The organism is Kribbella sp. CA-245084 (assembly GCF_050942355.1).
Taxonomy (GTDB): Bacteria; Actinomycetota; Actinomycetes; order Propionibacteriales; family Kribbellaceae; genus Kribbella.
Genome location: NZ_CP192053.1, coordinates 9186264 through 9208931, shown reverse-complemented (window position 1 = coordinate 9208931; position 22668 = coordinate 9186264). Strand labels below are relative to the sequence as shown.

23 protein-coding genes are annotated in these 22668 nt (G+C 68.3%); 14 read left to right on the top strand and 9 right to left on the bottom strand.

Annotated features, from left to right (window positions below):
• The first annotated feature begins 21 nt into the window (after positions 1-21).
• From ACQPYH_RS44375 to ACQPYH_RS44350, 6 genes are read left to right on the top strand one after another with little or no spacing between them, the layout of a single operon-like run.
• On the top strand, positions 22-1263 hold the full coding sequence (locus ACQPYH_RS44375) for an acyl-CoA dehydrogenase family protein (protein ID WP_432884682.1): 1242 nt from the start codon (positions 22-24) through the stop codon (positions 1261-1263).
• A complete protein-coding gene (locus ACQPYH_RS44370) occupies positions 1260-2039 on the top strand; it encodes an SDR family oxidoreductase (RefSeq protein ID WP_432884680.1) in 780 nt (259 codons plus the stop codon). The genes ACQPYH_RS44375 and ACQPYH_RS44370 overlap by 4 nt, the downstream gene beginning before the upstream one ends.
• The gene (locus tag ACQPYH_RS44365; protein WP_432884677.1) at positions 2032-3081 is read left to right on the top strand and encodes a phosphotransferase family protein; all 1050 of its coding nucleotides are present in this window, start codon (positions 2032-2034) and stop codon (positions 3079-3081) included. Before ACQPYH_RS44370 ends, ACQPYH_RS44365 begins: the two co-directional genes overlap by 8 nt.
• Entirely contained in the window at positions 3082-3735 is a 654-nt protein-coding gene (locus ACQPYH_RS44360; protein ID WP_432884675.1) for a histidine phosphatase family protein, read from the top strand.
• 7 nt (positions 3736-3742) lie between these two features.
• Complete coding sequence (locus tag ACQPYH_RS44355) at positions 3743-4486, top strand: SDR family oxidoreductase (RefSeq protein ID WP_432884672.1); 744 nt, start codon at positions 3743-3745, stop codon at positions 4484-4486.
• Entirely contained in the window at positions 4486-5439 is a 954-nt protein-coding gene (locus ACQPYH_RS44350; protein WP_432884669.1) for an LLM class F420-dependent oxidoreductase, read from the top strand. The genes ACQPYH_RS44355 and ACQPYH_RS44350 overlap by 1 nt, the downstream gene beginning before the upstream one ends.
• Positions 5440-5609: 170 nt before the next feature.
• Here ACQPYH_RS44350 and ACQPYH_RS44345 read toward each other — a convergent pair whose 3' ends face one another.
• Genes ACQPYH_RS44345 through ACQPYH_RS44325 form a run of 5 tightly spaced genes read right to left on the bottom strand, consistent with a single transcriptional unit; the run spans position 5610 to position 9761 of the window.
• Positions 5610-6053 (bottom strand): hypothetical protein, encoded by a 444-nt coding sequence (locus ACQPYH_RS44345; RefSeq protein ID WP_432884666.1) that lies wholly within the window; start codon positions 6051-6053, stop codon positions 5610-5612.
• Between the two features lie 21 nt (positions 6054-6074).
• Positions 6075-6476 (bottom strand): MmcQ/YjbR family DNA-binding protein, encoded by a 402-nt coding sequence (locus tag ACQPYH_RS44340; protein ID WP_432884663.1) that lies wholly within the window; start codon positions 6474-6476, stop codon positions 6075-6077.
• Positions 6477-6512: 36 nt separating this feature from the next.
• A complete protein-coding gene (locus tag ACQPYH_RS44335) occupies positions 6513-7193 on the bottom strand; it encodes a hypothetical protein (RefSeq protein ID WP_432884659.1) in 681 nt (226 codons plus the stop codon).
• Positions 7190-9064 carry a sensor histidine kinase gene (locus tag ACQPYH_RS44330; protein WP_432884656.1) on the bottom strand — a complete coding sequence of 625 codons (1875 nt, stop codon included), beginning with the start codon at positions 9062-9064 and terminating at the stop codon, positions 7190-7192. The genes ACQPYH_RS44335 and ACQPYH_RS44330 overlap by 4 nt, the downstream gene beginning before the upstream one ends.
• Positions 9054-9761 (bottom strand): response regulator transcription factor, encoded by a 708-nt coding sequence (locus ACQPYH_RS44325; protein WP_130443235.1) that lies wholly within the window; start codon positions 9759-9761, stop codon positions 9054-9056. Before ACQPYH_RS44325 ends, ACQPYH_RS44330 begins: the two co-directional genes overlap by 11 nt.
• A gap of 113 nt (positions 9762-9874) precedes the next feature.
• Here ACQPYH_RS44325 and ACQPYH_RS44320 point away from each other — a divergent pair, with 113 nt between their 5' ends.
• The 4 genes from ACQPYH_RS44320 (at position 9875) to ACQPYH_RS44305 (ending at position 14203) form a co-directional block, all read left to right on the top strand.
• Positions 9875-10939, top strand: coding sequence for a hypothetical protein (locus ACQPYH_RS44320; protein WP_432884653.1), 1065 nt, complete (start codon positions 9875-9877; stop codon positions 10937-10939).
• A gap of 47 nt (positions 10940-10986) precedes the next feature.
• A complete protein-coding gene (locus ACQPYH_RS44315; protein WP_432884650.1) occupies positions 10987-12228 on the top strand; it encodes a peptidoglycan-binding protein in 1242 nt (413 codons plus the stop codon).
• On the top strand, positions 12225-12917 hold the full coding sequence (locus ACQPYH_RS44310; protein WP_130443229.1) for an ABC transporter ATP-binding protein: 693 nt from the start codon (positions 12225-12227) through the stop codon (positions 12915-12917). The genes ACQPYH_RS44315 and ACQPYH_RS44310 overlap by 4 nt, the downstream gene beginning before the upstream one ends.
• Positions 12918-13015: 98 nt before the next feature.
• Positions 13016-14203: an ABC transporter permease gene (locus tag ACQPYH_RS44305; protein WP_432884647.1), complete on the top strand. Its 1188-nt coding sequence runs from the start codon at positions 13016-13018 to the stop codon at positions 14201-14203.
• On the opposite strand, the gene ACQPYH_RS44300 is transcribed toward ACQPYH_RS44305, so the two are convergent.
• Both ACQPYH_RS44300 and ACQPYH_RS44295 read right to left on the bottom strand, forming a co-directional pair.
• Positions 14105-15454, bottom strand: a complete 1350-nt coding sequence (locus ACQPYH_RS44300; RefSeq protein ID WP_432884644.1) for an MFS transporter — start codon at positions 15452-15454, stop codon at positions 14105-14107. The genes ACQPYH_RS44305 and ACQPYH_RS44300 overlap by 99 nt on opposite strands.
• A 35-nt stretch (positions 15455-15489) precedes the next feature.
• On the bottom strand, positions 15490-15969 hold the full coding sequence (locus ACQPYH_RS44295) for a DUF4188 domain-containing protein (RefSeq protein WP_432884641.1): 480 nt from the start codon (positions 15967-15969) through the stop codon (positions 15490-15492).
• A gap of 119 nt (positions 15970-16088) precedes the next feature.
• Here ACQPYH_RS44295 and ACQPYH_RS44290 point away from each other — a divergent pair, with 119 nt between their 5' ends.
• Both ACQPYH_RS44290 and ACQPYH_RS44285 read left to right on the top strand, forming a co-directional pair.
• Positions 16089-16505: an acyl-CoA thioesterase gene (locus tag ACQPYH_RS44290; RefSeq protein ID WP_432884638.1), complete on the top strand. Its 417-nt coding sequence runs from the start codon at positions 16089-16091 to the stop codon at positions 16503-16505.
• Positions 16502-17602 carry a zinc-dependent alcohol dehydrogenase family protein gene (locus ACQPYH_RS44285; protein WP_432884636.1) on the top strand — a complete coding sequence of 367 codons (1101 nt, stop codon included), beginning with the start codon at positions 16502-16504 and terminating at the stop codon, positions 17600-17602. Before ACQPYH_RS44290 ends, ACQPYH_RS44285 begins: the two co-directional genes overlap by 4 nt.
• On the opposite strand, the gene ACQPYH_RS44280 is transcribed toward ACQPYH_RS44285, so the two are convergent.
• Complete coding sequence (locus ACQPYH_RS44280; RefSeq protein WP_432884633.1) at positions 17584-18030, bottom strand: YciI family protein; 447 nt, start codon at positions 18028-18030, stop codon at positions 17584-17586. The two genes, ACQPYH_RS44285 and ACQPYH_RS44280, sit on opposite strands and share 19 nt — an antisense overlap.
• Before the next feature lie 138 nt (positions 18031-18168).
• On the opposite strand from ACQPYH_RS44280, the gene ACQPYH_RS44275 reads away from it, so the two are divergent.
• Both ACQPYH_RS44275 and ACQPYH_RS44270 read left to right on the top strand, forming a co-directional pair.
• Complete coding sequence (locus tag ACQPYH_RS44275; protein ID WP_432884630.1) at positions 18169-19614, top strand: zinc-dependent metalloprotease family protein; 1446 nt, start codon at positions 18169-18171, stop codon at positions 19612-19614.
• A gap of 103 nt (positions 19615-19717) precedes the next feature.
• Complete coding sequence (locus ACQPYH_RS44270; protein WP_432884628.1) at positions 19718-21148, top strand: pre-peptidase C-terminal domain-containing protein; 1431 nt, start codon at positions 19718-19720, stop codon at positions 21146-21148.
• 79 nt (positions 21149-21227) lie between these two features.
• Here ACQPYH_RS44270 and ACQPYH_RS44265 read toward each other — a convergent pair whose 3' ends face one another.
• A complete protein-coding gene (locus ACQPYH_RS44265) occupies positions 21228-22415 on the bottom strand; it encodes a M20 metallopeptidase family protein (protein WP_432884625.1) in 1188 nt (395 codons plus the stop codon).
• Positions 22416-22668 lie beyond the last annotated feature (253 nt).

The following is a 22668-nucleotide window of genomic DNA, read 5'->3' as shown; positions in this document are numbered from 1 at the left end:
AAGGCGAGGAAGGGAGTCTTGATGGGGTTCGAACCTTCGGCCCGGGCTCAGGATCTTAGCGCGCGGGTAGACGCCTTCCTGCGCAGCGAGATCGAGCCGGTCGAGGCGGAGCTGCACACCGCGATCCGTACCGCCGGTGACCCGTGGCAGCCGCAACCGATGATCAAGGACCTGCAGGCGAAGGCGCGTGACGCCGGCCTGTGGAACCTGTTCCTGCCACTCGCCGAGCCCGGCAACGAGCAGTACGGCGAGGGCTTGAGCAACCTCGACTACGCCCCGATCGCCGAGCTCACCGGCCGGTCGTTCATCGCGCCGTACATCTTCAACTGCAACGCGCCGGACACCGGCAACATGGAGGTCCTGCTCCGCTACGGCACGGACGAGCAGAAGAAGCAGTGGCTGGAGCCGTTGCTCGACGGCACGATCCGGTCCGCGTTCTGCATGACCGAGCCGGACGTCGCGTCCTCCGACGCCACCAACATGGAGGCGACCGCTGTCATCGACGGCGACGAGGTCGTGATCAACGGCCGCAAATGGTGGAGCACCGGCGTCGGCCACCCGGACTGCCAGCTCCTCATCTTCATGGGCCTCACCGATCCCGACGCCCACCGGTACGCGCGCCACACGATGGTCCTCGTCCCGCGCGACACTCCCGGCGTGAAGGTCGAGCGCCTGCTGCCGGCGATGCACAGGTACGACGAACCGCACGGCCATGGCGAGGTCTCGTTCACCGAGGTCCGCGTGCCGGCGTCGAACATCCTGGTGGGACCGGGTCGAGCGTTCGAGATCGCACAAGGACGTCTCGGGCCGGGGCGCGTACACCACTGCATGCGGCTCATCGGCCTTGCGGAGAAGGCGCTCGAGCTCGCTCTCGAGCGTGGCACCAGCCGTACTGCGTTCGGCAAGCCGCTGGTGAACCTCGGCGGCAACCGCGAGCGGATCGCCGACGCGCGGATCGCGATCAACCAGTCACGGTTGCTCGTGCTGCAAACGGCGTACCTGCTGGACACCGAAGGGCTCGCGGGTGCGTTGAGCGAGGTGAGCCAGATCAAGGTCGCCGTACCGCGGATGGCGCAGGACGTGATCGACATGGCGATCCAGTTGCACGGCGGCGGCGGGCTGTCGGACGACTTCCCGCTCGCGGCCGCGTGGACGAGTGCGCGCGCGTTGCGACTGGCCGACGGGCCCGACGAGGTGCATCGTGGGGTGATCGCGAGGATCGAGCTCGCGTCGTACCTGTCTGCTGCTCAGGAGGCCAAGTGAGCCGAGTCCTCGTTACCGGCGCCGCTAGTGGGCTGGGTGCGGCGCTGGTCGCCAAGTTTGTTGCCGAAGGCCACCAAGTCTTGTCGACGGATGTGGCCGAGGAGGGCGAGGGTACGGCGTACCTGAAGCTGGACGTACGCCGCGCCGAGGACTGGGACGCCGCGGTCGCGTGGTGCGAGCAGAGCTGGGGCGGCCTGGACATCCTCGTCAACAACGCCGGGATCGCGACCGGCGGGCGGATCGACGTCGAGACGCTGGACGAGTGGGACCGGGTCGTCGACATCAATCTGATGGGTGTGGTGCGCGGCTGCCGGGCGTTCGCGCCGCTGTTCAAGCGACAGCGCTCCGGTCACATCGTGAACACGGCGTCCGCGGCCGGGCTGGTCCATCCGCCGATGATGAGCTCGTACAACACGGTCAAGGCCGGCGTCGTCGCGCTCTCGGAGACGCTGTCGCACGAGCTCTATCCGTACGGCGTGACTGTGTCCGTGGTGTGCCCGTCCTTCTTCCGGACCAACCTCGCGGACTCGATCCGCGGCGCGGACAGTGCGATGGGCGCGACCGCGCGACAGTTGATCGAGAAGTCGCCGCGGTCCGCCGACGACATCGCGACCGCCGTACTCGCGGGGATCAAGAAGAAGCAGTTCCTGATCATCCCGGACCGGCCGGCGGCGATGGCCTGGCGCACGAAGCGGTTCGCGCGGCCGCTGTACAACCGGCAGATGCGCAAGATCGCGGAGCGCGCCCGGCAGCGGGCCGAGCCGACGAATGGGTGATGCCGCGCGGGCGGTCCGAGACGAGGACGCGTTCGACGTACCCGCCGTCGACGCGTGGTTGCGGCAGCGGACCGAGTTGCCGGACGGTCTGCCTGAGGTGAAGCAGTTCACCAGCGGCGCATCCAACCTCACCTATTTGTTGAGTTATCCGGACCACGACCTGATCCTGCGCCGTCCGCCGGCGGGGACGAAGGCGAAGAGCGCGCACGACATGGGCCGCGAGTTCCGGATCCAGGCGGGCCTCAAGCCGGTGTTCCGGTACGTCCCGGAGATGGTTGCTCACTGCAACGACGACTCGGTGATCGGCTCCGAGTTCTATGTGATGGAGCGCGTCGCAGGCACGATCCCCGGTCACCACAAGCTCGGCGTCGACCTGACCCCGGAGCAGACCAGGCAGCTCGGATTCACGTTGATCGACACGCTTGCCGAGCTGCATGCGGTGGACCCTGCAGCGGCCGGGCTGTCCGATCTCGGTCGCGGTGCTGGGTACGTCGAGCGCCAGGTCACCGGCTGGTCCGACCGGTACCGCAAGGCGAAGACCTGGAACGTGCCCAGCTACGAACGCGTGATGGCCTGGCTCGCGGCGAACCAGCCGACGGACGTACGGACGTGTGTTATCCACAACGACTTCCGCCTCGACAACGTCGTGCTCGCGCCGGACGATCCGCTGCACGTGGTCGGCGTACTCGATTGGGAGCTGGCCACGCTGGGCGATCCGTTGATGGATCTCGGCAGCGCGCTCGCGTACTGGGTACAGGCCGATGACGACTGGGCGTTTCGCCGGTTCAGGCTGCAGCCGTCCGATGTGCCGGGGATGCTGACGCGCGACGAGATCGTCGAGTACTACGCGAAGCGGTCGGGGCTCGTGGCGGACAACTGGGCGTTCTACGAGGTGTTCGGGCTGTTCAGGCTCGCGGTGATCGCGCAGCAGATCTATTACCGGTATCACCACAAGCAGACCCGGAATCCGCGGTTCAAGAGCTTCTGGCTCCCGGTCAACCTGCTCGAGCGCCGCTGCCGTCGCATCATCCGGCAGGCGTAGATGGCGGTCATCTACCTGATCCGCCACGCGCAGGCGTCGTTCGGCGCCCGCGACTACGACAAGCTGTCATCGCTCGGTGAGCAGCAGGCGCGACGGCTGGGTGAGACATTGTCGGACGCGAAGCCCGACGTGGTGGTTTCCGGCTCGATGCGCAGACATCAGCAGACGGCGACGCTGGCCGGATTCACGCCTGAGATCGACAACGGGTACGACGAGTTCGACCACGAGCAGGTGATCATCGCGCACAAACCGGCGTACCGCGTGCGTGCGGTGATGGTTGCTGATCTGGCGCGGACCGGGAATCCGCAGCGGGCTTTCCAGGACATGTTCACCGCGGCCACGCAGCGGTGGATGGACGGCGGCGACGGATACACCGAGTCCTTCGAGGCGTTCTGCGAGCGGTCCGAGGCGGCGGTACGGCGTACGGCCGAGCGACTCGGGAAGGGTGGAACGGCGCTCGTGTTCACGTCCGGCGGCCCGATCGCGGCGGTGGGGAGCCGGCTGCTGTCCGGCGGGGACGGGCTGTGGGCGAAGCTGAACCCGGTGACGATCAACACCGCGATCACGAAGGTCGTGTCCGGACGCGGTGGGCTGACTGTGGTGAGCTACAACGAGCACGTCCACGTTGGCAGCGAGCTGCTCTCCTATAGATAGGACTGCGATGCGACGGAACATCCTGATCACGGGCGCCAGTTCCGGGCTCGGTGCCGAGATGGCCCGGCAGTTCGCTGCGAAGGGTCACAACCTGGCGCTGACCGCGCGCCGGACCGAGCGGTTGGAAGCGCTGCAGACTGAGCTGGCAGGGAGTTATCCACAGCTTCAAGTGGTTATCCACAGCCTGGATGTGAACGATCACGACCAGGTGTTCGAGGTCTTCCGCAAGGTCGACGCCGAGCTGCCGCTGGACCGGATCATCGTGAACGCCGGTCTCGGCAAGGGCGCGCCGCTCGGCACCGGCCGGTTCGACGCGAACCGCGAGACCGCGCTGACGAACTTCGTCGGTGCGCTCGCCCAGGCGGAGGCGGCAATGGAGCTGTTCCGGGCGCGGAACGCCGGGCACCTCGTGTTCATCTCGTCGATCTCCGGACTGCGCGGGCTGCCGAAGACAGTCACGACGTACGCCGCGACCAAGGCTGGGATCGCCTCGCTCGCCGAGGGGTTGCGGATAGAGCTGCTCGGGAAGCCGATCAAGGTGAGCACGATCTACCCCGGGTACATCCGGTCCGAGATGAACGAGCGGGTCGCGCACACGCCTCTGATCGTGGACACCGTGCCGGGCGTGCGGGCGATGGTGGCCGCGATCGAGTCGGAGAAGTCGAAGGCGTACGTACCGTCGTGGCCGTGGAGGCCGCTGGCTCAGGTGATGCGGTTCGCGCCGCTCGCCGTACTGAAGAGGATGCTGTGATGCGCTGGGGACTGACCGTTCCGCTGACCGGGGTGCCGCTGCGGGACCACCGATCGCTGATCTCGGAGTTGTTCGACCTGGGGTACACCGATCTGTGGTCGGCGGAGGTGGCGGGCGCGGATGCGTTCACGCCGCTGGTGCTGGCGTCCGAGTGGGATCAGCGGTTGCGGTTGGGGACGGCCGTCGTACCGGTGCATACGCGTGGGCCGGCCGCTTTGGCGATGAGTGCGGCGGCGTTGGCGGATCTCGCACCGGGGCGGTTCGTGCTCGGGATCGGGGCGTCGTCGGAGACGATCGTGACCGGGTGGAACGGGATCGCGTACGACCCGCCGTACGCGCGGACCCGCGACGTACTGCGGTTCCTGCGGCAGGCGTTCGCGGGGGAGAAGGTGGACGGGTCGTTCGACAGCTTCACCATCAATCGGTTCCGGTTGGAGAAGGCGCCGGACGTGCCGCCGGCGATCATGCTCGCTGCGTTGCGCCCGCAGATGCTGCGGCTGGCGGCGCGCGAGGCCGATGGGGCGATCACGAACTGGCTGTCGGCGGACGACGTACGACAGGTGCGCGCCGAGCTCGGGCCGGACAAGGAGTTGGCTGCGCGGATCTTCGTCTGCGTCACCGAGGACGCGGAGATGGCGCGCAACATCGGGCGGTTCCTGATCGCGACGTACCTGACGGTCCCCGGGTACGCCGCCTTCCACGACTGGCTCGGCCGCGGTGCCGCGATGAAACCGATGCGCGACGCGTGGGCCGCAGGCGACCGCAACGCCGCGATGGCCGCCGTACCGCTCGAGATCCTGGACGCCCTGATCGTCCACGGAACCCCCGCCCAATGCCGCACCCACATCAACCGCTACATCGAGAACGGCCTCGACACCCCCATCATCGCCACCCTCCCCACCGGCACCAGCCTCCCCGACACCGCCCGAGCCCTGGCCCCGAATTCAGCCTGAGGTTGTTTTGGTGGTGATGTTGAAGGCTTGGACGCAGATGGGGTCCGGGGCGAGTTGGCTGATGATGAGATTGCCGGTGACGGTTGCGCCCTTGGAGGTGCCGGACAGCGGGATCACGAACGTGGGGGTCTGGCCCAGGGGGGTGCCTGCGGTGAGTTTGGTCGGGGGGCCTACGAGGGCTGCATGAGGAGGGGGATCAGTTGTTCTGAGCCCTTGCAGGCGTAGGTGGTGGCGCCTTTGGAGTTGTTCGCGTTGAGTTGGGCGACGAAACTGCGGCCAAGGTCGGCGGCGGTTGTTACCGGGGTTGTTGCCCTGGGCTTCGGCGCGACGGTGGGTGCGGGCTTGGACGGGACCGGGCGGGTGGATTTCGTCGCGGGTGGGGGTGCGACCGAAGTACTCGGGGCGGGGTCGGACTTGGAGTCCTGGTGGTTCGCGACGAGGCGGTAGGCGAGTACGCCGATGGCGCCGACGGCAACGACAATGAGGAGCACGATCAGCACGATGATCAGGCCGGCTCGGCTCTTCTTGGGTGGCTGGCCGTACGGGGGTGCCGACTTGAAGTTGCCGGGTTGCGGTTGCCAGCTGTAGTTCGGCCCCGGAGGCGTTGAGCTCACGGGAACAGTGTGGCAGCGAGGTCAGCTCAACCGATGCTCTTTCAGCCACGTCGTGGCGCGCCGGTTCGAGGCTCTGGAGAGCCACGCGTCCTGGATGATCTCGGTCAGCTCCTGCTTCGAGATGTCGCCCAGTTCGCTGCCGCGGATGAGGACCGACGGGTGGCCGTCGAAGTGGAGCGTGGTGAAGAACGGGGTCGACTCGTCCGAGACCAGTGCGAGCTTCTCGTCCTCGGACTCGACCCAGATCATGATCACGTCGTCGTACTTCTCGCCGGTGACCGGATCGACCGCGTCGGGTCGCGGCGTACGGAAGAAGACGAACGACTTCCCGCCGACCTGGTACACCGGGCGATCCGTACCGTCGTCGCGCTCCCACTTGGTGACGTGCGGCATCCCCGACGCGATCTCATGTACGTCGGCCACGCGGGCTTTCCTCGGCGCCATCCGGAGCAGGACCGCTCAGTGCGCGACCGACGTCAGGCGAACGCAGAGCGGACGGGTCGGCTGGTCCATGATGTCGACGGTACCTGCCAGCGGAACGCTGCCCTTCGTGGTGCCGGAGAACGGGACCGAGATCCGCGGGTAGTAGCTGCTCACCGAGGCGGCGGGCCCGCTCACCACCAGCTTGGTCGGTGGGTCGATCGTGACGATCAGTTGGCCGGCCAGCAGGTTCTTGCTGTCCGCGCAGGCGAGCGTTGTTGCGTGCGCCTGGTCGTTCGCGTTGAGGTACGCGAGGAATCTGGTGGCGAGCGTCGTGGCCTCGGTGAGGCGGGGGCCGCCGGGCGTCTCCGATGCCTGGGCGGTCGGCTGCGGTGAGTCGGTCGGTCGAGCCGCCGCGGGGGACGGCGCGGTCGGGCCGCCGCCCTGGTCGTCGTCACCGCCCATGAGGCCCGGAAGAAGCAGCGCGACGACGCCGAGGAAGACGATGATCCCGGCTGCCGCGATGACCACATACAAGCTCGTCCGCGACCGCTTCGGCCCGCGCGGCTCGAACCCGGGCGCATACCCCCGTCCGTCCCACGCCGGACCGCCTGGTCCGGCTGGTCCGTTCGGTCCCGGGGGTCCGGCAGGGGTGCCGGGTGGGGGCTGTTGCTGCCAGCCACTGTTCTGGGGTCCGGACGGGTACGGAGGCTGTGTCACCCGGACAGTGTGGCAGCCGCAGGGAGCCAGATCGTGAAGGTGGACCCGGACCCGAGGCGGCTGGTGACTGTGATCTTGCCGCCGTGTGCCTCGGCCAGGTGTTTGGTGATGGCGAGACCGAGCCCGCTTCCACCAGTACTCCGACTGCGGGAGTGCTCCGCGCGGTAGAAGCGATCGAACACGTACGGCAGGTGCTCCTCGGCGATCCCGCTGCCGTTGTCGGTGACGCTCAAGTTGTAGCCGTCGCCAACCCGTCGTACGCCGACCATCACGTTGCCGCCCATCGGCGTGTAGCGGATGGCGTTCGAGACCAGGTTGCCCAGCGCCTGACGAATGCGTGCACTGTCGACCACCGCGGGGGAGGTCTCACCAACAGCAGTGACGGTGACGTCGGCTGCGTCGGCGGACGGGCGGTGCGCGGCGACGACCTGTTGTGCGAGTTCGGTGAGGTCGCGGGGAGCCGGGTGTAGGCGGAGCATGCCGGCGTCCGCGAGCGCGAGGTCCTGCAGATCGGCAACCAAGTGTTCCAGCAGCTCGGTCTCCTCCAGCAACGACGTGACGAGCTCACTGTCGAGCGGTACCACGCCATCCTCGGACGCGACCAGATAGCCCTTGATGTTGGCCAGCGGCGTACGCAGCTCATGCGCCACGTCGCTCACCATCGCCTTCCGCTGGAAATCGTGCCGCTGAATGGACTCGGCCATGTCGTTGAACGCATGCCCGAGCCGAGCGACCTCGTCCCTCCCGCTCACCGGTACGCGGGCCGCATGATCCCCGTTCCGCATCCGCTGGGCCGCACCCGTCAGCGCCACGATCGGCCGGACCAGCCGCCGTCCCGCGAAGATCATCACCAGCGCCGCGATCAGCAGTACGCCGAGCGCAGTCGCCGCCGTACGCAGGAGCCCCTCGCCGGAGAACACGTTGAACGTGCTCTTCGCGCCCAGATACAGCTTCGCCGGCGGAGCGACGTACGGCGTCAACGCCTGGACACGCGCCTGCGTGGTGCAGTCGTCGAACTTGGCCGGGACGTCTCCCTTGATCTTGGGTTCGACCGACTTCAGCCCTGCGAAGTCGTTGATCTGGTACAGGACGCCCGCGGCATCCAGGCACGCGGCCGCGCGCCGGACCTCGTCGTCGTTGACGATCTTGGCCTTGGCGCTCGGGGCACTCTGGCCCGGCTGCGAGCAGGTGTCGTCCTTCGCGGCGACCCCCGGCTTCTGCACGCGGACCCCGGCCACTGACTCTGTCGTCTCGATCATCACCTGCGGGACGCCGCCGGTCTCCATGACAGTCGCGGACTCGCCCTTCGCGATGTAGCAGTTCCTCGCTTGCTCGGCCAGCCGTTGGCGCTGTTGCTTCTCCTCGTCGGTCATGCCCCAGTCGGGGTAGACCATGAACGGCGGGGCCACGGCCGCCGTTGCGACGAACCCGCCTGCCGTGCCGGTGGAAACGGTCTTGCGAGCGGCGAAGACGGCCGCGCCCGAGATCGCGGACAGCTTCGAGACACCGGCGTTCCGTGCGTCGATGGTTGCCGCTGGCACCGAAGGGAGCGCCGGCGCGGCGCCGAGCATCCGGGCCGAGTCCGCGATCACCGAGCCGTCGTCGGTGGTCACCGCGACCCGGCGACCGAGCTTGTCGCCCAGTTCGTGCACGAGTTTGTCCACACCCGACCAGGTCGGATGGTCCGCGGCGTACTTCGACAGCTGCCCGTAGATCTCGCCGTCGACCTGCAGTTGTCCGGTGTTCGCGTCGATCTCGCCCTGCAACTTCTCCGACGTGCTGTACGTCGCGATCAGCGCGGTCGCGATCACCGCGCCGAGCGCGACCGCGAGCGACAGTCCGAGAAAGCGGACGAGCACACTACGACGCATGGCTGACCACCTTGTCGGCCAGCTTGTAGCCCACGCCGTACACGGTCTTCAGGTACGTCGGAACCGCGGACGGCTCGATCTTCTTCCGCAGATTCATCACGTGGACGTCGACGGTCCGGTCGAACACGTAGTGGTCGAACCCGAAGGCGTGCTCGAGCAACTGCTGCCGCGAGAACGCCCGCCCCGGCGATGCAGCAAGGCAGGCAAGGATCTTGAACTCCGCCGGCGTCAGCTCGATCGGCTGCCCCGCCAGCCGGACCTCGTGCCGGCTCGGATCGATCTCCAGTTCGCCGACGCGGTACACCTCGCCTTCGGCGCGCACGCGGGTCCGCCGCAGTACGGTCCGCACCCGGGCGACGAGCTCGCGCGGGTTGTACGGCTTGGTCAGGTAGTCGTCCGCGCCGAGGTCGAGCCCGAGCAGCAGGTCGTCCTCGGTGGAGCGAGCGGTCAGCATGATGATCGGCACCCCTGAATCGCCCGGCCCGTCGGCACGCAGCACCCGGCAGACGTCGAGACCGTCGACCTTCGGCATCATCACGTCGAGCACCAGCAGGTCCGGGCTGCGCCGGCGGGCCTCGTCGATCGCGGCCCGGCCGTCGTGCACGACGACGGTCAGGTGCCCCTCCCGCTCGAGATACCGCCGGATCAGCTCCGCCTGCTTCAGGTCGTCTTCGGCGACGAGGATCCGGGCTGGCATAGTCCTCAATGTCCCCGAGATTGATGAGAATCCGATGAAGATCGGCTGAGAGCATCGGGTGCATACCGGTCCTTCACAGGTTCTTCATTGCCGCGACGGCACGCTCGACCGCCATGAAGACCTCACGAACTGCATCCGCGCTAGCCCTGCTGGCCATCCTCGCGGTGGCCGGCTGCGGGAACGACAAGGCGCCGGTCGCGTCCGGCGACCAGAAGAGCGACAAGAGCCCGCTCGCGGAGTACATGGGCGAAGGGTTCGTCAGTTCGTCCGGCGGCAGCGGGGTCAAGCTCGCGGTGCGGGCCGGCGGCGCGCAGCAGCCGAGCGAGGAGGAGCTGGCCAAACAGCGCAAGGTCGAGGACGCCACCGCCGCGTGTATGAAGACCGCCGGCTTCGACTACGTCGCCGTACCGCCGGAGCAGAACGCCAAGAGCAAGTTCAGCGACGCGTTCAACCTGCCGCCGGACAAGTTCGCCCAGCAGTACGGGTACGGCATCAGCACGATCGACTGGTCCAAGGCCGGCGACGACGACACGAACCCGAACACGAAGATCCGCAGCGCGCTGTCGCCGGCCGCGCAGAAGGCGTACGACAAGGCGCTCAACGGACCGAACGCGACCGGCAACGGCACGGTGGTGATCCAGGGCAGCGGCGGCGGCCCGTCCGACAGCGGCAAGCAGGACCTGGGCTGCCGGGGCAAGGCGATCGAGCAGGTCTACGGCAAGGGCCAGGACCGGGGCGCGGACTTCAAGAAGTTCGACAGCCTCTTCAAGGACATCCAGGCGCTGCAGAAGCGGATCGACGCCGACCAGCGGGTCGTCGACGCGGCCAGCGCCTGGTCCGATTGCATGGCCGACTCCGGGCACTCCGGGTTCAAGAAGGTCGACGAGCCGCGCACCCAGGTCCAGACGAAGCTGGACGCGCTGACCGGGAACACGCCGCCGGCCAAGGGCGGTCCGTCGAAGACGATCACCGGTCCGCCGTCGTTCGACAAGGTCGACGCGGCCAAGCTGTCCGACCTGCGCAAGTTCGAGATCGACCTCGCGGTGGCCGATCAGAAGTGCAAGGCCAAGGGGTACGACGACGCCTACAAGAAGGTGCAGTACGACGCCGAGAAGGAGTTCGTCGACCAGCACAAGACCGAGCTCGAGGCGTACCGCGACGAGATGGCGAACCGGTGACCGCTTCGCCCAGGTCCCGCCGCCGGGTCCTTGTCAGCGTGGCCGGGGTGGCCGTGGTCTCGCTCGGCGTCGGCGTGGCCGCGGGCAGCCGGATCAGCTCGCCGGAGGACGCGGCCGCGAAGACCGCGGCGCCGAAAGCCTCCCAGATCACCGTGCCGGTGGCGAAGAAGGCGCTGTCGAGCAAGGTGGTCGGCCGCGGTGATGCCTCGTTCGACGGCGCGGTGAACATCCGGGTCGAGACGAGCGGGCTCACCACGCCGGCGATCGTGACGGGAAAGGTGCCGACGGTCGGGTCGACGCTCACCGAGGGCAAGGCGCTGCTCGAGATCACCGGCCGGCCGGTGATCGGGCTGGCCGGCGTACTGCCGATGTATCGGACGCTGTCGCCCGGGAGCAAGGGGCCGGATGTGCTGCAGTTGGAGGAGACGCTGGACCGGCTCGGGTTCGACCCGGGGACCGTGGACGACGAGTACACGCTCGACACCTCGGCCGCGGTCGAGGAGCTCTACGAGAAGGCCGGGTACGACGCCCCGGAGCCGGAGGAGCGGTTGACGCAGGCCGTCGACCAGGCGAAGAAGCAGGTCGACGCCGCGAAGAACCAGCTCCGGCAGGCGCAGTCCCAGCTGAAGGCGGCGAAGGCGGCCAAGGCAAAGGACACCACGGTGCAGCAGGGCGCTGTGGACGACGCGGAGGACAACCTCGCGGACGCCGAGGATGCGGAGAGCGAGGCAAAATTCAAGGCCGGTACGCCGCTGCCGGTGTCCGAGGTGGTCTACGTGAAGACGCTGCCGCGCCGGGTCGACGACGTGAAGGTCGAGCGCGGCGGCACGGTGAACGGCGTGGTGATGTCGGCCAGCGGTTCGTCCCTGGTCGTGACGCTCAAGGTCGACGCCGAGACGGCGCAGCGGTTGAAGGCCGGCATGGTCGCGTCGCTCGATCTCGATGGTACGGCGATCGCGGCGAAGGTCCGCCGGGTCGCGAAGAACGGCAGCACGTACGACGTCGTGGTCGCGCCGAACGCGTTGACCGCGAGCCAGTTGGCGCTGCTGCGGGAGGCGAACGTGCGGGTGACGATCCCGGTGAAGAGCACCAGCGGCAAGGTTCTGGCCGTACCGCTGGCGGCGCTGTCGTCCGGGTCGGACGGCGGCTCGCGCGTCGAAGTACTGCGGAACGGTCAGGTGGAACTGGTGCCGGTCACGGTCGGGCTGTCCGCGGACGGGTTCGCGCAGGTCACGCCCAGGGGCGACGCGAAGTTGTCCGACGGCGATCAGGTGGTGGTGGGCAAATGACTGCCACTGCCGTTGCGCTGCCGGCGCCGGTCGTCGAGATGATCGGCGTACGGCGGTTCTTCGAGGGGCCGCCCGAGGTACGGGCGATCAACGGGGTCGATCTGACGATCGGGCAGGGGGAGTACCTGTCGATCGTCGGGCCGTCCGGGTCGGGGAAGTCGACGCTGCTGCATCTGCTCGGATTGTTGGACAACCCAACGGGTGGGGTCTATCGGCTCGACGGCGTCGACACGATGAGCCTGCGTGAGCGGCGTCGCGCCGTACTGCGCGGCGAGCGGATCGGGTTCGTGTTCCAGTCGTTCCATCTGCTCGACCACCGGACCGTGCTGGAGAACGTCGCGCTCTCGATGGTGTACGTCGGGGTGCCGCGCCGGGAGCGTCTGGCCCGTGCCCGGGTAGCGCTCGAGCGGGTCGGGCTGTCGCATCGGATGGACTTCGCGCCGACCACGCTCTCCGGTGGTGAACGCCAGCGGGTCGCGATCGCGCGGGCCCTGGTCGCGGAACCGAGCCTCCTGCTCGCAGATGAACCGACCGGCAACCTCGACAGCGCCAACGCGGAGGCGATCCTGCAAGTGTTCGACGAACTGCATTCCGAGGGCATGACGCTGGCTGTCATCACCCACGACGCCCAGGTCAGCCGCCGGGCCCAGCGCCAGGTCCGCATCGTCGACGGAACCCTGCAGTGGTAACCCAAGCAGGCCCCCCGGATCCCGCCGGCGGGCCGTCCACCTCACCCGGCGGCGGACCGGGGCGGCCGCGGCGACGCCGCTTGAGATCTCGTCCGGCTGTGCGCGATCTCCTCGACGAAGCGTTGGCCGGGGTCGCCGCCCGTCCTACCCGGCTGATCCTCACCACGCTGGGCACCGTGCTCGGTGTTGCGGCTCTGGTGGGAACTGTGGGGCTGGGGCAGACGGCCGCCGGGCAGATCACGCAACGGTTCGACCTTGCTGCGGCGACCCGCGTAGTCGTACAGCCGGACGACAAAGGCGGGCAGGAAGGGGAAGCTGCGACGCAGTTGCCGTGGGATGCGCCCGACCGGATCAAGCGGCTGAACGGCGTCGAAGCAGTCGGCACGGTCAGCAACCTCGAGATCGGCGATGACCTGGTCCAGAACGTCACCGGGTTGGACAACGGCGCCGGCAAGGCGCTTCAGGTGATGGCCGGGTCCGCCGGCCTGTGGGACGCCGTACGCGCGACACTCCAGACTGGCCGGTTCTTCGACCAGGGCCACGACCAGCGTGCCGACAAAGTAGTTGTCCTCGGCAAGCACGCTGCCGAGCGGCTCGGGATCAACCGGGTCGACTCGCAGCCCGCGGTGTTCATCGGCGACGAGCCGTACACGGTGATCGGCATCCTCGACTCGGTCAGCGGCCGGGCTGAGCTCAACGACGCGGTGATCATGCCGAACGGCGCGGCCCGTACCGCGTACAACCTCGAGTCGCCCGACGCGGTCGAGATCCGTACGGCGGTCGGCGCCGCCCAACTCATCGCGGAGCAAGCTCCGATCGCGATCGAGCCGAACAACCCGAGCACCTTGCGCGTCGACGCTCCGCCCAAGCAGGGCGCCGTACGCAAGGGTGTCGAGTCCGACCTGAACGCGCTGTTCTTGCTGCTCGGCGCGGTCGCACTCCTGGTCGGCGGTCTCGGCATCGCGAACGTCACGCTGCTGTCAGTCCTGGAACGGATCTCCGAGATCGGTCTGCGACGAGCCTTGGGCGCGGCGCGAAGACATATCGCCGTTCAGTTCCTGGTCGAGAGCGTGATCGTCGGATTCCTCGGTGGCTTGCTCGGTACGGCGGTGGGCGTGATCCTCACCGTGAGCGTGTCGTGGATCCGGGACTGGACACCGATCCTCGACAACCGGCTGGCGTTCGGTTCACCCCTGCTGGGTGCGTTCATCGGTCTGGTCGCCGGCACGTATCCCGCCTGGAAGGCCTCCGCCATCCAGCCGATCACCGCGCTGCGCGGCACGTGAGCTGAGCCGCCCGTACACCAAGGCGGTCACGGCGAAGCCGACCACGATGAGCGCCAGGACGGCGTAGGACTTCCCGCTGTCGGGCAGGATCGCCGCGCCGAGTGCGGCCGCGGAGACCTGCCCGACGTTGAAGATCATGTCGTAGAGCGAGAACACCCGTCCGCGGTACACGTCGTCGACACCCGTCTGCACGAGGGTGTCGACGCTGATCTTGATGCCCTGCGCGCAGAAACCGGTGAGGAACCCACCGGCCACCAGCGCCGGCTTGGTGTAGAACCCGATCGGTATGGCGCTCACGACTGCCGCACCCACGAACAGCCAGGTGATCCACTGCCGTAGCAACATCACGCGCGTGCCCCACGGCGTGACGAGCGCGGCGACGAACAGCCCGGCACCGACCGCACCCGTCGCGATCGCCAGCGCACCGAACGCTTGATCGAGTTGGCCGGGACCGTAGAAGTAGTTGCGGTACAGCAGGATCATCGCGACCGTCATCAGCCCGAAGAAGAACCGGAGCGAGCCGATCGCTGCCAGGCCGAGCGCCGGCTGCGGGCGTGCCTTGAGGTGTCGGGCGCCGTCGATCAGGCCGGCCGCGATCGTCCGGAGTGCCTCGCGGATGCCGGGCTCGTCGCCGTTCAGGTCAGGGCCGAGCTGGTCGCGCCGCAGCCTGAGCGCGAGTAGCGCGGCAGCCGTGTAGATGACGACGGTCAGCCCGAGGACGGTCAGATCCGAGTCGACGACCAGCTTCACCCCGGCGCCGACACCGCCGCCGATCAGGAAGAACGCCGTACCGCTGGTCGGGGTGACTGCGTTGGCCATCACCAGTTCGTCGCGCTCGACCACGTGCGGGAGTCCGGCGGACAGCCCGGACAGGAGGAAGCGGTTGACGCCGAGCGTCAGCAGCACGGCGACATAGAACAGCACGCCGGCGTTGTCGGCCGCGACGATCGCGCCGACGCCGATGACGAGCACGGCGCGAGTCAGGTTCGCGGCGAAGAGGATCTGCCGGCGCGACCACCGATCGAGGAGTACGCCGGTGAACGGGCCCAGGACGGAGTACGGCAGCAGCGCGACCGCGAACAGCCCGGCGATCGCTGCCGCGTCAGGCGCCCGCTCCGGCGAGAACAGCACGTACGACGCCAGCGCCACCTGGAACACACCGTCGCCGAACTGCGACGTGAGCCGCACCGCGAACAGCCGCCGGAAATCGCGACGCTGCAGCAACGTCCACAGATCCCGGAGAAACCGCACGTCTGCACTGTATCCGCACTACATGTCGCGCCCGGCTACTCGGTTTGATGCAAGCGTTGGGCTGCGGTGTCGGTGTGTCCGCCGACCGCCTCGACGCCCTTGACCCGGCCCAGCCCGAACAGGGGCATGTTGCCGTAGATGGTCTCGATGTTGCCGGCCGGTACGACGTACGTCTCGTGCCAGATGCCGACCGCGCCGCCCTTGTAGGAGTTGCGGAAGTACTCGACCCACGCGGGCCGGTGGGTGCGGCCGTTGTCGCCGGCGAATGCCTGCAGCTTCTCGACCGACTCCCAGTACTGGATCAAGGTGACCCCGCGCCACGTCGGCAGCGTCCGGAACCCGAGCAGGCCGCTGTCCTTGTCCTTCATCAACTCCCGCAGCATCGGCCCCATCGCCTTCGCCACCGGCAGCCATTCGCGCACCTTGAACACGGAATTGACCCGCATCCCGATCAGGAAGACAACCAACTCCCCGTCGTACGCCGCCGTCTGCCGCCCCTGCACCACATCACCCATGACGCCCCCTCACCCTTTGGAAGACAGTCTTAATTCAATCCTCTGTAAAGGCCATTGGTGGACGCGACGGAGCTGTGGGAGCGGGCGTCGGCCTAAAGCTGTAGTTCTAAGCTGTCCGGATGGACCGTAGCGGCTACCCGCACCACCTCGCGATCACGCTGCGGTGGAAGGACAACGACGTCTACGGGCACGTCAACAACGTCGAGTACTACAGCTTCTTCGACACCGTGATCAACGACTTCCTGATCCGGTCGGGTGGTCTCGACATTCACGGCGGTGACGTGATCGGGCTCTGCGTCGATTCGCAGTGCACGTTCAAGCAACCGCTGGAGTTCCCTGGCGTCGTGGATGCGGCGTTGCGGTGCGGTCAGCTCGGCAATTCCAGCGTGCGCTACGAGATCGCCTTGTTCCGTGAGGGATCGGACGAGCCGGCCGCGACCGGGCGGTTCGTGCACGTCTTCGTGACCCGCGAGGATCGCCGCCCGGTGCCGGTCCCGGATCGCATCCGCGACGCGCTCGAAGGGATCACGGGATGATCGTGCGCGGCGCCGTACTGCGGGAGATGGGCCTGCCGGCGCCGTACGCCTCGTCGCGCCCGCTGCGGATCGAAGAGGTGGAGCTCGCGCCGCCCGGTCCGGGAGAGTTGCTCGTCCGGATCCGCGCAGCAGGCCTGTGCCACTCGGACCTGTCGGTGATCGACGGCTCGCGCCCACGGGTGATGCCGATGCTCCTCGGCCACGAGGCGACCGGCGAAGTCATCGTGTCCGAGGCTCCCGGCTTCGCGCCGGGCGATGTGATCGCCTGCGCCTTCGTCCCCGCCTGCGGATCCTGCGCTCCCTGCGCCGAGGGCCGACCGGCGTTGTGCGAGCCCGGCGCCGCTGCAAACACTGCCGGTGCCCTCCTCTCGGGCACCCGCCGCCTGACCGACGTACATCACCATTTGGGTGTGTCAGGGTTTGCGGATCACGCGGTGATCTCCGCTCACTCGGCGGTGAAGATCGACCCGTCTCTCCCGCCCGAGATCGCCGCGCTGTTCGGCTGCGCGGTGATGACCGGCGTCGGCGCCGTGGTGAACACAGCCCAGGTCCGTGCCGGTCGTAGTGCCGTCATCTTCGGTCTCGGTGGCGTCGGCCTGTCCGCGTTGCTTGGCGCCGTCCTCGTCGGAGCGCACCCGATCGTCGCGGTGGACGTCGTGCCCAGCAAGCTGGAGTTGGCGCTCGAGCTGGGCGCCACCTACGCACTCGACGCCGCTGACGGGGTCGACCAGGTGCGAGCGGCGACGTCAGGCGGTGCCGACTACGCCTTCGAAACCGTGGGCAGCGCGAAGGTGCTCGAGCAGGCGTACGCCGCCACGCGACGCGGCGGGACCACCGTCACGGTCGGCCTGCCGCATCCGTCGCAGTCGTTCAGCGTTCCGGCGGTCAGCCTCGTCGCGGAGGAACGCACGGTGAAGGGCTCCTACCTGGGCTCGTCGATCCCGTCCCGAGACATCCCGCGGTACGTCGCCCTGTACCGGGCCGGCCGGCTCCCGGTCGACCGGCTGCTGACCGCGACCGTCGGGCTCGACGACCTGAACCAAGCCTTCGATGACCTGGCCGCCGGTACGTCGATCCGTCAGGTATTGCTGTTCTGAAGGTTCTCGGCGGCCTTCTGGAAAGTGGTGTCGTTGCGGTCGCGCGCCTCGCTGGTGTAGTTGTCACCGAAGAACTCGGCGGTCGGGACCGGACGGATCTCCAGCTCGCCGTCGGTGCGGCCGTCGGCCGCCACGCAGCGCCAGCCCCACTCGATCGCTTCCTCGCGGGACGCGACCTCGATCAGGCAGAATCCGGCGATCAGCTCCTTGGTCTCGGCGAACGGGCCGTCGATCACCCGGCGCTCCTTCTCGTCGTCGAACCCGAGCCGGAAACCCATCGAGCTCGGCAGCAGTCCGTCGCCCGCCAGCAGGACGCCCTTCTCGGCCATCTCCGCCATCACCAGACCCATCGCGGTCAGGCTCTCCTCGCTCGGCAGCCCACCCGCCTCGGACTCCTCGCTCGCCTTGAAAATCATCATGTAGCGCATCTGAGGCCCCTCCCAAGTCGGCGTTAAATACCGAGACGAATCTAGACCGGGGAGGGGACCTTCGGGCAGGCTACGCACAGTGCGTGCCCACGCACGAGATGTGAGGCCGCCCCGGAGTCCCTGAGGAGGACCCCAAGCATGCACACCCGCCCCCGCCGGATCGGTGCCCTCGCCGTAGCCGGTGCAGTTGTCTTCGGAGCCGTCGCAGTCGTCGTCAGCAACCAGGCCGACGCCCAGCAACCCGCTCCGCTCCCCATCGACCAGTTGCTCGGCCAGGACCTGCAAGGCAAGTCCGCGCTCGGACGGGTCCAGTCCCGGCTCGCCGAGGTCGCTGACCAGAACAAGCTGTCCACAGATCACCTGCGGCAGATTCTCGCGACGGACAGGACCGCCTGGCTCGACCGCGGCGGCAAGCTGTTCTACCGCGAGCGGGTCGCGACCGCTGCCGAGCGGAAGTCCGCAGCCGCTCCGTCCGCGCGCTGGGCTCGTGCCGCAGTCGCCGCCGCGACCGGTCCCGCCTTCGAGCTGCACAGCAAGCCGGGCTCGAACCGGGTCATCTACCTGGACTTCGACGGCCAGACGATCACCGGTACGGCGTGGAACGCCGGCGGCAAGCCGGCCACGGTCAACGTCACGCCGTACGACACCGACGGGAACCCGAACAGCTGGAGTACCGCCGAGCAGGACGTCGTACGTGATGTGTGGGCCCGGGTCGCGGAGGACTATGCGCCGTTCGACGTGGACGTGACCACGCAGCAGCCGACCGCCGCGGCGATCGACCGCACTGGGTCCTCCGACCAGCAGTACGGCACGCGCGTGCTGATCGACCCGACGACCTGGTACCAGTCCGGCTGCGGTTGCGGCGGGGTCGCGTACGTCGGCGTGTACGACAACACCAGCCAGCACTCGTACTACCAACCCGCGCTCGTGTTCACGAAGGGCGTCGGCACCGGCGCGAAGAACATCGCGGAGGCCGCGTCGCACGAAGCCGGCCACAACGTCGGGCTTTCGCACGACGGCACGGCGTCCGTCGGGTACTACGCCGGGCACGGTGCCTGGGCGCCGATCATGGGCGTCGGCTATTCCAAGGCGATCAGCCAGTGGAGCAAGGGCGAGTACACCGGCGCCAACAACAAGGAAGACGACTTCGCGGTGATCGGCCAGAACGGGCTGGCGCTGCGGGCCGACGACCACGGCAACGGCACGTCGGACGCCACCGCGTTGACGCTGGGGACCAGCGTGAAGGGCATCTACGCGAACGACTCGGACGTCGACACCTTCCGGATCGACCTCGCGGCCGGCACGTTCACCTTCGCGGCTTCGGCCGCCGCTTCCGGTGCGGACCTGGACATCAAGCTCCAGCTGCTCAACTCGTCCGGCGCGGTCGTCGCGACCGCCGACCCGGCGTCCGGCCAGTCCAATGCGGCCACGCCGACCGGTCTGGGCGCGAGCATCAGCCGCCAGGTCACCGCGGGCCGCTACTACCTGCGGATCGAGAACACCGGGTACGGCAACCCGCTGAACACCGGCTACTCGACTTACGGCAGTCGCGGCGCCTACTCGGTCCGCGTCACCGCGGGCTGATACCCGAACCACCCGGGGCCGTCGATCCCACCGAGATCGACGGCCCCGGGTTCTTGGGGGGAACCGCCCAAAACCGGGGGGAATCCTGTGAGGAGGATTCCGAGTGACTAGATTCCGCCGTACCGGCGCGCTCGCATGCGCCGGTGCCGTTGTTCTTGGAGGGTTGGCTGTCGCCGCCGGCACCCAGGCCGATGCGCAGCAGACGCCCGTCGATCAGCTGTTGTCGCAACCGTTGGCGGGTGGCGCCGCGCTCGGCAAGGTTCAGTCGCGACTCGCTGACGTTGCCGACCACAACCGGATGCCTGTGGACAAGTTGCGGCAGATCCTTGCCAACGACAAGGCCGCGTGGCTCGATGCCGACAGCAAGTTGTTCTTCCGCGAGCCCGGTCTGACCAGTGCGCAGAAGGCTCCCGAGGCATCGCCTCGCTGGGCGCGCACCGCCGTCGCGGGCGCGACCGGTCCGGCGTTCGAGCTGCACAGCAAGCCCGGCTCGAACCGCGTGCTCTACCTGGACTTCGACGGCCACACCATCACCGGTACGGCGTGGAACGCGTCGAAGGGCATCGACCCGGTGAACGTCTCGGCGTACGACACCGACGGCGACCCGGCGAACTACAGCACCGCCGAGCAGGACGTGGTCCACGAGGTGTGGGCTCGCGTGGCTGAGGACTACTCGACGTTCGACGTCGACGTGACGACACAGGAGCCGCCGCAGTCCGCGATCGACCGGTCCGGTGCGTCGGACGAGCAGTACGGCACGCGTGTGCTGATCGACCCGGACACCTGGTACCAGTCGGGCTGTGGTTGCGGCGGGGTCGCGTACGTCGGCGTGTACGACAGCACGAGCCAGCACGACTACTACCAGCCGGCATTGGTGTTCACCAAGGGCGTCGGCACCGGTGCGAAGAACCTCGCCGAGGCGGCATCGCACGAGGCCGGTCACAACGTCGGGCTTTCCCACGACGGCACGTCGACCGTCGGGTACTACCAGGGCCATGGCGCGTGGGCGCCGATCATGGGCGTCGGCTACTACCGCGGTATCAGCCAGTGGAGCAAGGGTGAGTACGCCGACGCGAACAACAAGGAAGACGACTACGCGGTCGTCGGCACACACGGCCTGGCTCTGCGCGCCGACGAGGCTGGTGGCACGACTGGCGACGCCGCTGCGCTGACCGTCGGTACGCCGGTGTCCGGGATCATCGCGGCTGAGGACGACACCGACGTGTACCGCGTCGACGTGAGTGCCGCGGGCAACTACACCGCTTCCGCGAGCCCGGCTCCGACCGGTGGCAATCTCGACATCAAGCTGGACCTGCTCGACAGCTCCGGCGCGGTCGTTGCCTCGAACGACCCGGCCTCCGGCCAGAGCGACGCCGGTACGCCGACGGGTCTCGGCGCGAGTGTTAGCGGCGCCCTCCAGCCGGGTACGTATTACCTGCGGATCGACAACGTCGGCTACGGCGACCCGCTCAACACCGGCTACTCGACGTACGGCAGCCGCGGCGCGTACACCCTGAACGTTTCGCCCTCCTGAACCCTGGGGCTGGTCGGCCTCTGGCGGACTGACCAGCCCCAGGCCAGGCTTAGGGCCTGCCTGGTAATCCAGCGAGGCCCTACGCCGGAATCAGATGGTGTGCTGCGAGCTGTGCCAGCGCCGCCGCCTGATCGGTGAGGACGGCGTCGTCGAACCGCACGATGCTCGAATGGTTCGACGGCGCCTCCTCCGCGGAGACGTCGTCCGGCCGCGCGCCGACCATCACAAACGTGCCGGGCACCTCCTTGAGCACCATCGAGAAGTCCTCGGCCCCCATCAACGGGTTCTCCAGGTGCTGGACCCGGTCCTCGCCGAACAAGCCGGTCAGGATCTGCGAGGTCTCCGCCGTACGCGCGGCATCGTTGAGCGTCACCGGGTACTGCGGGTTGAGCTGCGCGTCGACCGTGCAGCCGTGTGCCGCCGCGATCCGCTCGGCCAGCGCCGGCAGCTCGTGCGTCAACTGCTCGAGCGTTGCATCGGACAACGTCCTGACGGTCGCGCCGAGGCGGGCCGTGTTCGGGATGACGTTGATTGCTACGCCGGCCTCGAGTTGGGTCACTGTGATGACCACGGGATCGAACACGTTCACCCGGCGGGTTGCGTACGTCTGCAATGCGAGCACCAACTCTGCCACCACCGGCACCGGGTCGACCGACCGATCCGGCTGCGACCCGTGCCCGCCCTTCCCGTGCACCGTGATGTGCAGCTGGTTCGAGCTGGCCATCATGGTGCCGGGACGCATCTGGAACACGCCTTTCCCGGCCTGCGCCCAGACATGCAGCGCGTACGCCGCGATCGGTTTGTCGCCGGTTGCCTGCAGCAGACCTTCGCGCAGCATGTACCCCGCTCCGCCGAGGCCTTCCTCACCCGGCTGGAACATGAAGATCACGTTGCCCCGCAGCTCCTCGCGATGAGCGCTGAGCAACTGAGCCGCTCCGACCAGGCCCGCGGTGTGCAGGTCGTGGCCGCAGGCATGCATGTTCCCGTTCTCGGCGGCGTACTCGAGGCCGGTCTCCTCGACCACCGGCAACGCGTCCATGTCGCCGCGCAACAACACGGTCGGCCCGGGCGCGCCACCTCGCAGTACCGCCACCACGGAGGTCAGCTCTTTGCCGGCTGTCACCTCCAACGGCAGCCCGCCGATGGCGTCCAGCACCAACGCCTGAGTCCCCGGCAGCTGCAACCCCACCTCAGGCGCGCGATGCAAAGCCCGCCGCAACTCCACCAACCCAGCAGCCATCCCCGCGCCCTCGCCCACGAACTCCACCAAACGCCTCCGCTCACCACCCAACAAACCCGAACCCCAGACACCGTACCCACCACACACGGGCACCCACCTCGCCCGGGCAACCACCACCGCGCACGGGCGAGCACCGCGCACGGGCGACCGCCCCGCACGGGCGACCACCCCGGACGGGCAACCACCACCGCGCACGGGCGAGCACCGCGCACGGGCGACCGCCCCGGACGGGCGACCACCCCGGACGGGCGAGCACCGCGCACGGGCGAGCACCGCGCAC